The sequence below is a fragment of the Pseudomonas sp. 910_23 genome (assembly GCF_052850795.1).
In genome coordinates this window covers 113,212-126,942 of the sequence record NZ_VXCZ01000012.1, presented here as the reverse complement: position 1 = coordinate 126,942, position 13,731 = coordinate 113,212, and the positions used below count along the sequence as shown (strand labels likewise).

Here is a 13,731-nt window from a genome sequence, read left to right as displayed (position 1 = left end):
GGGAGCGATACGGACAATCGAGTGCCTCAGACGGACATTGTGTCGTTAACTGAACTGTTGTCGGTATTGGGTCGGGTTCAAGCCCAGTTTTTCACTGAACAGAAAGCGCATATGCCGCACGCTACCGAAGCCTGCGTGGAACGCCACCGTCTTGAGCGGCAGGTCGGTGGTTTCCAGCAGTTGCCGGGCACGGTCGATGCGCGCGCCCTGCAAGAACGCCATGGGCGTCATCTGCACGTCCTTGGCGAACAGTCGCGCAAAATGGCGTGCACTCATGCCGGCCAGTTCGGCCATGGACTCGATGGTAAACGGCTGATCAAGATGCGCCAGCACGTGGTTCTGCACGCGGGTGATCGCGGTTTCCTGGGGCGCTACCGCAGCGGTCATCGGGCTGAACTGGGCCTGGCCACCCTGGCGCTTCATGACCACCAGCAATACCTTGGCCACGTCCACCGCCACTTGCTTGCCATGGTCCTGGGCGACAATCGACAGGGCCAGGTCGATACCGGCGGTGACGCCTCCTGAGGTAATCAGGCGCCCGTCCTGCAAGTAAATGCGATCGGTCTCGACGATGGCGTTGGGAAAGGCCTTGATCAAGCGCTCGGTGTAGTGCCAGTGGGTGGTCACGCGGCGCGCGTCAAGCAGGCCTGCATGGCCGAGCACAAAGGCCCCGGTGCAGATCGAGCCGAAACGCCGGGCACGCGGCGCGGCGGCCTTCAGCCAAGGCAGCAACGCGGGATGGCATTCGTTATAGGCACCTGGGCCACCCGGCACCAGCAGCAGGTCATAAGCCGCCTGAGCCTGTTCCAACAGTAGATCGGTCTGGACCACCACACCATTGGATGCCCGCAACGGACCAGGCTCCGTGCCAATGGTCAGGATCTGGTAGTGATCGGCCGCCGGCAGGTAGCGGTTGGCAATCGAAAACACTTCAAGCGGCCCGGCCATGTCGAGCAGCAGGAAGTCCGGGAACAGCGCCATGGCCACGGTTTTCATAAGCGGGAAATGTCCATCGAGAAGGAGTGCGACGGGCATTATGGCACGACTTTTACTGTCAACCTGAAGTTGACAGTAATTCTATTTCCACCTTATTAATCAATCTTTTGTTAACCATTAACCTTCTTCTCAACGCAAGCGCCCTGCATCTCGCAGCCTGCGCTCACTTGAGGACTGGACCATGCTGACCCTTCGCAAAGCTTCCGAACGCGGCGCCGCCAATCACGGTTGGTTGAAGTCGTTCCACACCTTCTCTTTCGCCAACTACTGGAACCCTAAGGAGCAGGGGTTTTCCGACCTGCTGGTGATCAATGATGACCGTGTCGCCGCGGGTAAAGGCTTCGGCCAGCACCCGCACCGCGACATGGAGATCTTCTCCTATGTGCTTGAAGGCGCACTGGAGCACAAGGACACCCTGGGCACCGGTTCGGTGATTCGCCCCGGCGATGTGCAATTGATGAGCGCCGGCAGTGGCGTGGCCCACAGCGAGTTCAACCACAGCCAGCGCCTTGGTGTGCATTTCCTGCAAATCTGGATCGTGCCCAACGAAGCCGGCGCCAAGCCACGCTATCAGCAGGAGCACTTCAGTGAAGCGCAAAAACGTGGGCGCTTGCAGTTGATCATCTCGCCGGACGGCGCCAACGGTTCGCTGAAAGTGCGCCAGGACGCGCGGGTGTATGCCGGGCTGTTCGACACTGACGAAAATACCCGCCTGGAGCTGGCACCGGATCGCTACGCCTACGTCCATGTGGCACGCGGCAGCGTTGAACTCAATGGTCAGCGTTTGCAGGAAGGCGACGGTGTGCGAGTGCGCGACGAGCGCCAGATCCGCCTGAGCCATGGCGAGGACGCCGAAGTGCTGGTGTTTGACCTGCGCCCCAACGAACTGCCGCAGATGCCATGACGGTCACGGTGATGGCCCCGTAAGCGGGACCATCGCTGGCATCGATAGTCACCATCAGCGCAATGAAGTTCTCTTAAAACATGCAGCGCGTAACATCAAACCCATGCCAAACGGCACCCAACTAAAGCACTCGGAGCACACCATCATGAAACGCCAAATCCTGCTTAGCCTCGCTTTCTCGGTACTCGCTGCAAACGCTTTTGCCCACCCGGTAGTCGCTGAAGGCGGTGCCGACCGGCTGATGGAAACTCGTGTCGCCGAAGGTGGCGCGGATCGCTTGCAGCAACGCGGTCTGGCCGAAGGCGGTGCTGACCGCTTGCAGGAACGTGGTCTGGCCGAAGGCGGTGCTGACCGCTTGCAGGAACGCGGCCTGGCCGAAGGCGGTACCGATCGCTTGCAGGAACGTGGCCTGGCCGAAGGTGGTGCTGACCGCTTGCAGGAACGTGGCTTGGCCGAAGGTGGTGCCGAGCGTCTGCTGAGCTCCCACGTATAACCCCGCGCTGTTTGCGGGAGCCCCCAAACCGGCCTGATCAGCCGGTTTTTTTTCGTCTGCGATTTGCTCGGCTGCCAGGTCGCCTCCGGGGGAAGTCGAATCGTCGCAGCGCCCCTTCCACATTTGAGTCAGCCCTGGATGATCAGGAATTTCTTGCGATACGCCGCCGGCAACATACCCACCCGCTGCTGAAACAGGCGCCGAAACGAATTGCTGTCTTCATAGCCAACGGCATAGGTAATGCTGTCGAGCGTCATGCGCGTTGACTCAAGCATCTGCTTGGCCCGTTCCAGACGCAGGGTTTGCAGGTAGCCGATTGGCGTATGACCGGTGGCGTCCTTGAAGCGGCGCTTGAAATTACGCACGCCAAAGCCGAAGCGCCGGGCCACCTCGTCGATCACCAATGACTCAGTAAAGTGCTGCTCCAACCAGTGCTGTACGCGCAGAATCTCGCTATCCCCGTGGCTTTTGGGCAACGACCACATGGCATATACCGACTGCTCGGTGCGCCCGGTATCGATCAGCAAATATTTGCCGCAGGTATAAGCCAGTTCCGCAGAGCCGAAGCGGCGGATCAGGTGCAGCATCAAATCCATCGCCGCCGTGGCGCCACCGCAGGTAATCAAGCGGTTTTCTTCGCAGAGGATCTGCCCCTCATCCAGGCAGACCTGGGCATAGCGACGACGGAAGAACTCGGTAAACGCCCAATGGGTGGTGGCGCGCAAGCCCTGCAACAGGCCCGTTTCGGCCAAGAGAAACGCGGCCGTGCACATCGAGGCCAGCACTGCGCCACGACCATGCTGCTCACGCAACCAAGGGCCGTAAGCGGCAAACGTCGGCAAGACTTCCTTGAGGGTAAACAGAAAGCCTGGGATCAATACCAGGTCGGTCCGGGCCACCTGCGCCACGCTGCAATCCACCTCCAGGCGCTGGCCGCCCCATGTCACCACCGCCTGCCCATCCAGGGAAGCCAGCACCACCTCAAAGCACGGGCTATCCGCAAACAGGTTGGCCGCACTGAGTACTTCCATGGCAAGGGTGGCATTGGCAGCGGAACATCGGTCAGCCAGAAGCAAGGTAATGTGCATTTAAAAACCAGTTTGCGCTTTTCGCATGAAATAAGTCATTTGCGCACCTACCTTATCCGATTCCTCGCCTTTACAGTGCGGTCATTGTTCAACTGTCTGGCGTCTTTTCATGAATCTCTGGTTTCGATTACTGCACATGCTGTTGCGTCGCCCCTGGCGCAAACCGGTCCACGGCCTGGCCACTACGGTGGTGCGCATGAGGGTTTGGCCGTTGGACCTGGATCTGAACCGGCATGTCACCAATGGTCGTTATTTCACCCTGGCAGATGTGGCGCGCATGGATTTTGTGTTGCGCACGGGTGCCTTTCGCGTGGCGCTGCGCCACAAGGCAGTGCCGATCGTAGGCGATACCTGGGGCAAGTTTCGCCGCGAGTTGAAGCTGTTCGAGGTATTTGAAGTGCACACCCGAATGCTCGGCTGGGACCACAAGTGGAGCCTGATGGAGCACCGCTTCGTCAGCCATGGCCGAGTGATCGGCGTGGTGGTGATCCGTGGAGTGTTCCGCGGCGCCAAGGGCAACGTGCCGCCGTCGGATTTCGTGCGCGAACTGGGTCTGGAAGAGACTTCGCCGCCTATGCCCCAATGGCTGAGTGACTGGGCGCGCAGTTGCGATCAGATGAGTGCGCAACTGCGGGCAGAGGAGCAAGATTGAAAAACCCTAGCTTTTCGGCTTCAGCTTCTTCAAGTTGGCTTGACCATCCTCTCTGGTAACGTACAAGAAACTCTTGCCTTCCTGCACTTTGAACAGCACCTTCATGCCGGCCAGCCTCTCCAGGTCCTTGCGTGCGGTGTTTTCCGAAATGTCATAGTCGTGCGTGAGTTCCTTGGGCGTAAAGATGCGCCCAGGGTGGTGGAGCACTTTTTTCAAGAAATGCCCTTGTCGGTAATTCAGCTCAGCCTGCAATCCAAGCGTACCCAGCCAGCCCATCAGTTCCACGGCTTCTTTACGTTTGCTTTCAAAGTACGCCATGAATTCGTTAATGGCGCGCTCGATAACCCTTAATTGATAAATGACGAAATAGGTCAAATCAAAAGCGTCGGTTTCCGTATGAACATATGAACGCCCATATTGCATGGGTGCCTCCTTGAGCAGTGTGCTGATGGAGATGTACTCAAAGGGCCAGTAACCGCTTTTGAGCATGAACCAGTAAAATAAACACCGCGCAGTGCGCCCGTTGCCGTCCCTGAATGGGTGCTCATAACCGAGCATGAAGTGCAGGATGATCGCCTTCACCACGGGATGGATAAAATGCCTGCCGGCTTGGCCGTCATGTCGGTCATTTGCAAACCGGCAAAGCGCTTCGAGCCTGTCCGGCAGCAGCGCTGCCTGAGGAGGTTGGTGAACGACTTCTCCCGCAGCCCCGCCCACAAAAATATCGTCAGCGATTCTAAGCTGCCCAGGATGAACGTCGTCCTCTTCAATCCCCGCCGTAGCGATGCCGTGAAACTCGCAGATCAGCGCGATAGAGAGGTTTGCATCCTTGCTGTATTTGGCCCGCTTCATCAGATGATAGTTGTTCAGGATCATCCGCTCATCGTCATTCTGCGGCGTGCGCTCCTTGGCCAACATGTCCTTGGCGATCTTGCGAGTGGTAGCAGCGCCTTCCAACTGGGCACTGGAGATTGCCTCCTCCATCATCAATGAATCGACCAGATACTGAGTGTTGTCGCGGTATTGAGGAGAGGAAGCAGTCGCCCCTCCTAGCCTGGACGTGACTGACTCCACGGCATGAATCACCGCGTCGCAAAAATCAGTGGTGTACAGGAAAAAAGGCCTGCCGCATTCACTGCGCAGCTCCAAGGTTTTGCTCGCACACGCACGGGACATTTTGATAGCGGCCCACGCTGCCTCTTTGTTGAGGCCCGGTGCGGGATAACGGCGAAACTCATCCCAGTGCAAATACCCACCTTTGTCGTCGATCGCCTTGAAAGTGCGAGCCAGCTCGAAAATTTCCAGGCCGTGGCGTTTTAATAACACCTCGAAATCAACCGGTTTCTGGATCTTAGCCATGGCCGAAACTCAATTTATTAAAATTGAGTTGATCGTTGCGTACGGACCTGAAGGTGTCAAGGTCTACCGCGCAGTCATGTCTCGCGCTTGACCTTCAAATGCCGCGCATACCAAGGCCGCCGCGGTACGCGTTTGAACAACCCCTTGAGCAGGTCCTCATCGGCGCCGAAGGTAATACGCAGAGCCAGTTTCATGATTTCCGGGTCCATTTCCATCGAGCGACCCTGCTGCAAGCCCGGCGTGGTGCTGCAACCGTGGGTGTCCGGGCCCAGCCAGGGGTCGCCCACTTCAACCCAACGGCCCGGCGCAAACCAGGCCACACCGTTGACTTCAAGGCGACGCACTTCGCCCGGGTTGAAACGCTCGTGGGCGCGGAACCAGTCTTCGATACGGTCATCGATCCAGCCGTGGAAGTGCCAGAACACCGGATTGACGTGGGATGAAAACGGATCGCCAAGGAAGTCATTCTCCGGCGCATACCAGCGTGCCGAGAAGTCTGCTGGGTCACGGGCGAACGGCACAGGTGCGCCGTTGGACGGGTCGCGGGGCACCGAGGCCCAGCGCATGTGCAGCCAGTCGTGCAGGCCCAGCTCCATCTCCGAGCCCAACTGGCCCAGGGTCATCTTGGCCAGGTAGCGCGGGTCGCGGTATTGGGATTCCCAGACCTGGAAATTGCTGTGGTAGGTCTCGGCCGCCTTGATATCACTGACCCACTGGGTGTAGTCGGCGTCGTCCGGCGCCGACCAACAGGGCGGCAGCGCGAAGCCGTCGTGGTTGTCGAAGTAGCGCACAAAGCCCAGGCGATCACGCTCCAGCGCCGGTTGCGGCGCGGGGAATTGCGGCCACGACGGCAGGTCTTGCATGGAGCGCGCAGTACCGAGCATATGCCGGTGCATGAAGAAGAAGTCGATGCCCGAGCCATTGCGATCCTTGCGTTTGCCGCGGGCATCGCGCTCCTGGCCACGGGGCCCCGGTTGCCAGCCGATGCCACGCAGGGCCTCGCGTTTTTCTTCGGAGAGCTTGTGCCACTGGTCACGCGTGGCGTGCCACAGTTGGTGAAACAGGCGATGTTCGGGAGAAACCAGCCAGGCCAGCAAGGTGGGATTCAGACCGATGCGTTGTCGTGCCTCGGGGAACAGCTGTTTGTGCGCGATGAAACGATTGTCGCGCTCGATCAACGCCAGGGGGCGATCGAGGTCGAGGATTTGCCCGCTGAGCGTGGCGCTGCCGGCATTGCCGAAGGCAGCCCAGACTTCATCCAGGGTCATCTTGAACTCATAGGCCGGCACACCGCCGACTGAGTCGCGGTCGATCAACCGCCAATAGAGCACGGCGCCCTCGCCCGTCAGCAGGTCGCCCAAGACTCGATAGCGTGGCTCGCCGTCGGCACGCAGGTTTTCGGCTGTATCCAGGTAACCCCGCAGCCCACGGCCACGAGGGGCGATGTCGAGCAGCAGCTCCAGGCCGTGCAACGGCAAACCCGCAAGGCCGGCATCGCGCCCTGCCAGGCGCAGGCTCCAGACGCCGCGCAGGGTGTTCGCCAGGTGCTGGCCCTGGGTGTCGGCCAGGTCCACCGTGGCTTCGCCGGGGGTGATGGGGAATTCTTCTTCCCGCGTCAGCTCGCGATGGGCATAAAAGGCCGCCGGCACGGCCGCGCCGGTCAGCGCCAGGCCTGCGATGAACCCACGTCGAGAGATTGTCATTGGCTACCTTAGGAAACGGCTTGATCAGAGCTAGAACGTTTGCAGCCCGCTGAAATTTACCGTCGCGCCAGCGCCGCCTAAATTTCCCCCGCCAGCGCTCGTTCCTCCCTGATAGCAAAGGCCGCAACTGACTGAGATGGCAATGACAAAATCACGTTCGAAAAAGGCGTTGTATATCGGCCTGCCGTTGGCCCTGGCTATCGGCGCCGGGGTCGGTTTTCTGGTCTGGGACCAATGGTTCAAGGGCAACGCCGGCTACCCGCTGGAGGTGATCAAGCAGGCCAATGAAATGCAGGATCGCCTGTTGTCGTTCGACAGCCACATCACCCTGCCCCTGGATTTCGGTACGGCAGGCAATGAAGCCGACAAGGATGGCAGCGGCCAGTTCGACCTGGCCAAGGCGGCGCGGGGCCGATTGTCGGGTGCCGCACTGACGATCTTCGGCTGGCCGGAGATCTGGAACGGCGACAACGCCCCGCACAAGCCCACCGACGGTTTTGTCGAAGAGGCCCGCCACGAGCAGGAGGTGCGCTACAAGATCATCTCCGGCATGGTGCGCGACTTTCCCAACCAGGTGGGCATCGCCTACACCCCGGACGATATGCGGCGCCTGCACGGCGAAGGCAAGTTCGCGATCTTTATCAGCATGCTCAACGCCTACCCGCTGGGCAACGACCTCAACCAGCTGGACCTGTGGGCTGCACGCGGCATGCGCATGTTCGGGTTCAGCTACATCGGCAATAACGCCTGGTCCGACTCTTCGCGCCCGCTGCCGTTTTTCAATGACTCCCCCGACGCCCTTGAAGGCCTGTCGCCGATCGGCCGGCAGGCGGTGCATCGCCTGAATGACCTGGGCGTGATCATCGATGTATCGCAAATGTCGACCAAGGCCCTGGAGCAAGTCGCGCAGTTGAGCCGCACGCCGATGGTGGCATCCCACTCGGCGCCTCGGGCGTCGGTGGATATCCCGCGCAACCTCAGCGACAAAGAACTGCAACTGATCAAGAACAGCGGCGGCGTGGTGCAGGTGGTGGGCTTCCCCGCGTACCTGCGCCCCTTGAGCCAGCCGACCCAGGACAAGCTCAACACCCTGCGCGCACGCTTCGACCTGCCACCACTGCCCAACCTGGCCATGGCCTTGATGCCCGGCGATGCAATCATTGCCGCCTGGCCCGAGCAACGCTTCGGCGAGTATGCCGGCGCGCTGTACGCCATCCTTGAAGAAGAACCCAAGGCCACCCTCAAGGACCTGGGAGACGCCATCGACTACACCGTGCGCAAGATCGGCATTGATCACGTCGGCATCGCCTCGGACTTCAACGACGGCGGCGGTTTGCAGGGCTGGGAGAACGTTGGCGAAGTGCGCAACGTCACCGCCGAATTGATCCAGCGCGGCTACTCCGAAGCCGATATTGCCAAACTGTGGGGCGGCAACTTCCTGCGGGTGTGGGACCAGGTACAAAAAGCCGCCAAACCATTGGCCAATCGCTAACCAGCACGAAGTAAGTCCATGACCGACCGCCGTACATTTCTCAAGCAGGCCGGCGTCTTTGCCGCGAGCCTGCCACTGGGCGCCGCACTGCTGCCCGAGGCACTGGCAGCCTCTACAAACGACCCATGGACGGGACTCAAACAGCTGTTCAACCAGGATCCGGACTACCTGCACTTTTCCAACTTCCTGGTGGCCTCGCACCCCAAGCCGGTGCGCGAAGCCATTGAACGCTACCGCCAGCAGATCGATCGCAACCCCGGGCTGGCCATGGACTGGGACCTGCAGGAGACCTGGAAGCGCGAAGGCCAGGTACGCGAGTGGGCCGGCCGCTATTTGAAGGCCAAACCTGCACAGATCGCCCTCACCGGTAGCACGTCCGAAGGGCTGGCGATGATTTACGGCGGGATCAAGGTGCGCGCCGACCAGGAAATCCTCACCACCGTGCACGAGCACTATGCCACCGAGTTCAGCCTGGATTTCAGAGTGCGCAAGGAGCAGACCCAGGTTCGTAAAATACGCCTGTTCGAAAACGCCAATCAGGTATCGGTCGATGAGGTGCTGAGCAATATCCAGCGCAATATCCGCCCCAACACTCGCGTATTGGGCATGACGTGGGTGCAGTCGGGCAGCGGCGTGAAATTGCCCATCGGCGAGATCGGCAAGCTGGTGGACGAACACAACCGCAACCGCGACGAGCCGGACCGCATTCTCTATGTGGTCGACGGCGTGCACGGCTTCGGCGTCGAGAACCTCGACTTCCCGGACATGCACTGCGACTTCTTTATATCAGGCACCCACAAGTGGATGTTCGGCCCGCGCGGCACCGGCCTGGTGTGCGCCCGCGAGACCGAAAACAAATACGTCACACCGATGATACCGACCTTCTCGGAAGACAAGGACTTCGCCACGACCATGACACCCGGTGGCTACCACGCCTTCGAACATCGCTGGGCCGCCGACGAAGCCTTCAAGTTGCACCTGCAGTTGGGCAAGGCGCCGGTACAGGCACGCATCCATGCGCTCAATACCGAACTGAAAGACCAGTTGCTGGCTCACTCGCAGATCGAACTGGTCACACCACGCAGCCCCGAACTGTCGGCGGGCTTTACCTTCTTTCGGGTCAAGGGCCAGGACAGCGATGCAGTTGCGGCCCACCTGATGAAAAACCGCGTGGTGGTGGACGCGGTAGACCGTGACGTTGGCCCGGTCATTCGTACCTCGCCCGGCCTGCTCAACAACTCGGCCGAGATCCAGCGCTTCATGACCTTGCTGAGCCAGCGGTTATGACCTTTTCCCCTTTGAACGAGATGCCCACATGACTCCATCCCGACTCAAACCCCTGACCGCCTTGGCGCTCACCGCCCTGTGTGGGGCCCTGCTGCCCAACCTGGCCCAGGCTGCCGCCCCGCAGCCGGGCAAGGTCTTCAAGGACTGCAAGGACTGCCCCGAGATGGTGGTGCTGCCCGCCGGCACCTTCACCATGGGCACCCCGGACGATGAAGTGGGGCGCGAGCCTGATGAAGGCCCGATGCATGAAGTGACCTTCGCCAAGCCGTTCGCCATGAGCCGTTTCCACATCACCGCCGGCGAATGGGACAGTTACGTGCGCCAGACCGGTGTGAAGATCGCCAACGGCGACGACCGCCCCGGCCGCGAATGTATCGCCAGCAAGCCACGCTACCCCCAGGGCCCACGCCAGCCGGCAGTGTGCATGGACATGGACGACATCAAGCAATACGTGAGTTGGTTGTCGAAGAAGACCGGACACACGTACCACATGGTCAGCGAAGCCCAGCGTGAATACGCCGCGCGCGCCGGTACCACCGGACCGTTCCCCTTTCCGTTCGACGAGGGCAAGGGCTACAGCATCGCCAAGCACGCCAACACCTACGGCCCGGCGGACGGCTATAGCTATTCGTCGCCGGTAGGCAGCTACCCGCCGAATGCGTTCGGGATGTATGACATGCACGGCAATGTGTATGAGCGGGTAGCCGATTGCGAGCACCCGAACTACGTCGGCGCACCGACTGATGGCAGTGCTTGGGTGGAGCCGAACTGTGAGGCTTACCAGATTCGCGGCAATGACTGGGGCGAGGCGCCGGTGTTTTCACGTTCGGGCAATCGCAACAACATCTATCCGCAGACACGCGGGGATTGGATTGGGTTTCGGGTAGTGCGCGAGCTCTAAATTGTGGGAGGGGGCTTGCTCCCGATAGCGGTGTGTCAGCCACCCATGCATTGACTGACATGCCCTCATCGGGAGCAAGCCCCCTCCCACATTTAGACCCCATGGATCAGCAAGATTGTGCTCAGCCTTGCTTGGCCAACAGCTCCAAGCCTTCGTGCAGCGCCGGGAACAGGCTGTTATTGAAGTTGTTCCAGCGCAGTTCGAGGATAGTGTCCTCAGGCGAAATCTCTGTCTTGAGCACGTCGTGGAACACTTCACCGGAGTCGATACCGTTATCCACGTAATGGAACGATGCCCCGGTCAGGTACAGCGGCTCGCACGGCTGGGTCTGCCTGGTCGCCCAATCTACAACCACTTGCCCACGCGCACCGTACAACGCATTCCAGGTGGCATAGGCCCCACGGCGCTCGTAAGGCGATTCGATGCGGGTGATTCCCGGGTGGATATTCATGATGCGACGGGCAAACGGCGCGCCCGGACGCACCAGTTCATCGAGGATAACCAGCAAACCGTCAAGCACCACGATGTCGGCCTTCAACTCCACCAGGGTGTCATGCAAGCGCCGCTCGAAATCCTGCTTGCCGGCGATATGTTCGGCGCTGCCCCGTGGCAGCCGGCGATAGGTGGATGGCACGCTCAGCAGCAGGTCATTGACCAACTTGCCCTGCACGCGCAAATCCGCCGGGTACAACCACTGGCGGCCCGGCTTGTAGGCGAAGCCATAGTCCGCTACCAACTGCTGGTCGCGCGGGTTTTGCTCATCGTCGTCATACACCACGCCCACCAGGTTGTAGACCTCGCCCAGCGGCGTGTCGTTGAGCGAGCCCACCAGAAACTCCAGCACCGACTTCATGTAGCGCTCGTGGTCCTTGTAGGCCACCGGCTGCCCGGCCTTGTCGGCAGCGGCATTTCTCAGGGACCAGACATACACCAGGTTCTTTTTCGTCATTTGTTTCGCTCTCGCTGAAAGGGCCGCGCACAGCGTCGATACGCGTGCGCCTACACAACAAGAACGAACCAGGCCCCAGGCAATTTATCGCCCACGGCCACCGCCCGGCACAGCGAGCTAAATAGTCACGCTGGCACTTCGTTTGTCATGGGTAAGGGTCTGTGTGCCCAGCCCCCTCTTTTTCATTTCCCGGGAAGTATTTATGACCGACCCCAAGCGCGGCGCCTTCAAAGGTTTGCTCGCATTGCTCCGGCCCTTTCGCACCATTGTGACGGTCTCCGTCGCCCTCGGTATGGTCGGCGGCCTGGCCATCACCCTGCTGCTGGCAACCATCAACAATGCTCTGCATTCCGAGGGCGGCATGACACAGGGCGTGGTCCTGACCTTTGCCGCCTTGTGCGTGGTGGCGCTTATCAGTTCGATCATTTCCGACATCGGCACCAACTATGTCGGGCAACGGATCATTGCCGCCCTGCGCAAGGATCTGGGTGAAAAGGTGCTGTCAGCTCCGATCGGACAGATCGAGCAGTATCGCTCCCACCGCCTGATCCCGGTGCTGACCCACGACGTGGACACCATCAGCGATTTTTCCTTTGCCTTCACGCCCCTGGCCATCGCCGCTACCGTTACCCTGGGTTGCCTCGGTTACCTGGCTTACCTGTCGGTGCCGATGTTTCTGATGATGGTGGTCGCGATCATCGTCGGTAGCGCCGTGCAGTTCATTGCCGGCGGCAAAGGCATCCAGGGCTTCGACCTGGCCCGTAGCCACGAAGATGAATTGCAGCGCTATTACAATGCGATTGCCTCCGGCGCGAAGGAATTGCGCATGCACCGCCCGCGGCGGTTTCGCATGAACACCCATCGCATCCAGGAAACCGCTGACCGCATCAGCGACATCCAGGTGCGCTCGGTCAATATTTATATTCTGGCCAAGACCTTCGGCTCGATGCTGTTCTTCGTGGTCATCGGCCTGGCTTTGGCGATGCAGGCGTACAACCCCAACCCCGACCCTACGGTGATTACTGGCTTCGTGCTGGTGCTGTTGTACATGAAGGGGCCGCTGGAGCACCTGCTGGGTTACTTGCCGGTCGTGGGCAAGGCCAAGATTGCCTTTGGGCGCATCAGCGAACTGTCGGAGCGTTTTTCTTCGCCAGAGCCCCACTTGTTGATGGACGACAGTGAAGCGCCAAAGCCGCTGGTCAACAGCCTTGAACTGCGCAGCGTCAGCTACAGCCCACCAGCGGTAGAAGGCAGCCAGCCGTTCCATCTGGGGCCGATCAACCTCAGCATCAAGCAAGGCGATATCGTATTTATCGTCGGCGAAAACGGTAGCGGCAAGACCACCTTGATCAAGCTGCTGCTGGGCCTGTATCCGCCTCAGGCTGGCGAGATTGTGCTCAACGGCACAGCGGTGACCGACCCTGAACGCGACGATTATCGGCAGTTGTTCACTACGGTGTTTTCTGACTACTACCTGTTCGACGATTTGGTACAAGGCAGCGCCGCCCAGTCCCTGGACAGCGCGACCAAATACCTGGAACGCCTGGAAATCGCACACAAGGTCAGCGTCAAGGATGGCGTGTTCAGCACCACCGACCTGTCCACCGGCCAGCGCAAACGCCTGGCCCTGGTCAATGCCTGGCTGGAGGAGCGCCCGGTACTGGTGTTCGACGAATGGGCTGCCGACCAGGACCCGGCCTTTCGCCGCATCTTCTACACCGAGCTACTGCCGGACCTCAAACGCCTGGGCAAGACCATCATCGTGATCAGCCATGACGACCGTTATTTCGACATTGCCGACCAATTGGTGCGCCTGCGCGCCGGCCAGGTGGTGCATGAAATGGAGCCTGCATGATGCATCGGAATATTTTTTCCGGTTTTGCGAAGTAGGAACGTCTCACTAGTGG

At 60.2% G+C, this 13,731-nt stretch carries 12 protein-coding genes; 7 read left to right on the top strand and 5 right to left on the bottom strand.

Going from position 1 to position 13,731, the window contains the following annotated elements:
- Positions 1 to 45: 45 nt before the first annotated feature.
- Positions 46 to 996: a GlxA family transcriptional regulator gene (locus tag FW800_RS16215; protein WP_446437972.1), complete on the bottom strand. Its 951-nt coding sequence runs from the start codon at positions 994 to 996 to the stop codon at positions 46 to 48.
- 181 nt (positions 997 to 1,177) lie between these two features.
- Between FW800_RS16215 and FW800_RS16210 the strand changes: the two genes are divergently transcribed.
- Positions 1,178 to 1,900, top strand: coding sequence for a pirin family protein (locus FW800_RS16210; RefSeq protein WP_446437971.1), 723 nt, complete (start codon positions 1,178 to 1,180; stop codon positions 1,898 to 1,900).
- A gap of 145 nt (positions 1,901 to 2,045) precedes the next feature.
- Positions 2,046 to 2,393 (top strand): hypothetical protein, encoded by a 348-nt coding sequence (locus FW800_RS16205; RefSeq protein ID WP_446437970.1) that lies wholly within the window; start codon positions 2,046 to 2,048, stop codon positions 2,391 to 2,393.
- A gap of 128 nt (positions 2,394 to 2,521) precedes the next feature.
- Here the strand turns inward: FW800_RS16205 and FW800_RS16200 are convergent, their stop codons facing one another.
- Positions 2,522 to 3,481 carry a GlxA family transcriptional regulator gene (locus tag FW800_RS16200; RefSeq protein WP_223018671.1) on the bottom strand — a complete coding sequence of 320 codons (960 nt, stop codon included), beginning with the start codon at positions 3,479 to 3,481 and terminating at the stop codon, positions 2,522 to 2,524.
- Positions 3,482 to 3,590: 109 nt separating this feature from the next.
- On the opposite strand from FW800_RS16200, the gene FW800_RS16195 reads away from it, so the two are divergent.
- Complete coding sequence (locus FW800_RS16195; protein WP_223018670.1) at positions 3,591 to 4,133, top strand: acyl-CoA thioesterase; 543 nt, start codon at positions 3,591 to 3,593, stop codon at positions 4,131 to 4,133.
- A 6-nt stretch (positions 4,134 to 4,139) separates the two neighbouring features.
- On the opposite strand, the gene FW800_RS16190 is transcribed toward FW800_RS16195, so the two are convergent.
- Entirely contained in the window at positions 4,140 to 5,492 is a 1,353-nt protein-coding gene (locus tag FW800_RS16190; RefSeq protein ID WP_446437969.1) for a Fic family protein, read from the bottom strand.
- 74 nt (positions 5,493 to 5,566) lie between these two features.
- Positions 5,567 to 7,195: a pyoverdine maturation tyrosinase PvdP gene (pvdP, locus tag FW800_RS16185; protein ID WP_446437968.1), complete on the bottom strand. Its 1,629-nt coding sequence runs from the start codon at positions 7,193 to 7,195 to the stop codon at positions 5,567 to 5,569.
- 142 nt (positions 7,196 to 7,337) lie between these two features.
- Between pvdP and pvdM the strand changes: the two genes are divergently transcribed.
- The 3 genes from pvdM to pvdO are packed head-to-tail and all read left to right on the top strand — an operon-like array spanning position 7,338 to position 10,875.
- Entirely contained in the window at positions 7,338 to 8,687 is a 1,350-nt protein-coding gene (gene pvdM, locus FW800_RS16180) for a pyoverdine-tailoring dipeptidase-like protein PvdM (RefSeq protein ID WP_122733535.1), read from the top strand.
- A gap of 18 nt (positions 8,688 to 8,705) precedes the next feature.
- The gene (gene pvdN / locus FW800_RS16175; protein ID WP_446437967.1) at positions 8,706 to 9,974 is read left to right on the top strand and encodes a pyoverdine-tailoring periplasmic protein PvdN; all 1,269 of its coding nucleotides are present in this window, start codon (positions 8,706 to 8,708) and stop codon (positions 9,972 to 9,974) included.
- Positions 9,975 to 10,002: 28 nt separating this feature from the next.
- Positions 10,003 to 10,875: a dihydropyoverdine dehydrogenase gene (gene pvdO / locus FW800_RS16170; protein WP_248089686.1), complete on the top strand. Its 873-nt coding sequence runs from the start codon at positions 10,003 to 10,005 to the stop codon at positions 10,873 to 10,875.
- Between the two features lie 121 nt (positions 10,876 to 10,996).
- On the opposite strand, the gene FW800_RS16165 is transcribed toward pvdO, so the two are convergent.
- On the bottom strand, positions 10,997 to 11,824 hold the full coding sequence (locus FW800_RS16165; RefSeq protein WP_446437966.1) for a N(5)-hydroxyornithine transformylase PvdF: 828 nt from the start codon (positions 11,822 to 11,824) through the stop codon (positions 10,997 to 10,999).
- Between the two features lie 202 nt (positions 11,825 to 12,026).
- Between FW800_RS16165 and FW800_RS16160 the strand changes: the two genes are divergently transcribed.
- Complete coding sequence (locus FW800_RS16160) at positions 12,027 to 13,679, top strand: cyclic peptide export ABC transporter (RefSeq protein WP_446437965.1); 1,653 nt, start codon at positions 12,027 to 12,029, stop codon at positions 13,677 to 13,679.
- Positions 13,680 to 13,731: the final 52 nt, after the last annotated feature.

Excerpts from the sequence above, each read along its gene's own strand:
- FW800_RS16215 (WP_446437972.1), bottom strand. The coding sequence starts at position 996 with ATGAAAACCGTGGCCATGGCGCTGTTCCCGGACTTCCTGCTGCTCGAC.
- FW800_RS16210 (WP_446437971.1), top strand. The coding sequence starts at position 1,178 with ATGCTGACCCTTCGCAAAGCTTCCGAACGCGGCGCCGCCAATCACGGT.
- FW800_RS16205 (WP_446437970.1), top strand. The coding sequence starts at position 2,046 with ATGAAACGCCAAATCCTGCTTAGCCTCGCTTTCTCGGTACTCGCTGCA.
- FW800_RS16200 (WP_223018671.1), bottom strand. The coding sequence starts at position 3,481 with ATGCACATTACCTTGCTTCTGGCTGACCGATGTTCCGCTGCCAATGCC.
- FW800_RS16195 (WP_223018670.1), top strand. The coding sequence starts at position 3,591 with ATGAATCTCTGGTTTCGATTACTGCACATGCTGTTGCGTCGCCCCTGG.
- FW800_RS16190 (WP_446437969.1), bottom strand. The coding sequence starts at position 5,492 with ATGGCTAAGATCCAGAAACCGGTTGATTTCGAGGTGTTATTAAAACGC.
- pvdP (WP_446437968.1), bottom strand. The coding sequence starts at position 7,195 with ATGACAATCTCTCGACGTGGGTTCATCGCAGGCCTGGCGCTGACCGGC.
- pvdM (WP_122733535.1), top strand. The coding sequence starts at position 7,338 with ATGACAAAATCACGTTCGAAAAAGGCGTTGTATATCGGCCTGCCGTTG.
- pvdN (WP_446437967.1), top strand. The coding sequence starts at position 8,706 with ATGACCGACCGCCGTACATTTCTCAAGCAGGCCGGCGTCTTTGCCGCG.
- pvdO (WP_248089686.1), top strand. The coding sequence starts at position 10,003 with ATGACTCCATCCCGACTCAAACCCCTGACCGCCTTGGCGCTCACCGCC.
- FW800_RS16165 (WP_446437966.1), bottom strand. The coding sequence starts at position 11,824 with ATGACGAAAAAGAACCTGGTGTATGTCTGGTCCCTGAGAAATGCCGCT.
- FW800_RS16160 (WP_446437965.1), top strand. The coding sequence starts at position 12,027 with ATGACCGACCCCAAGCGCGGCGCCTTCAAAGGTTTGCTCGCATTGCTC.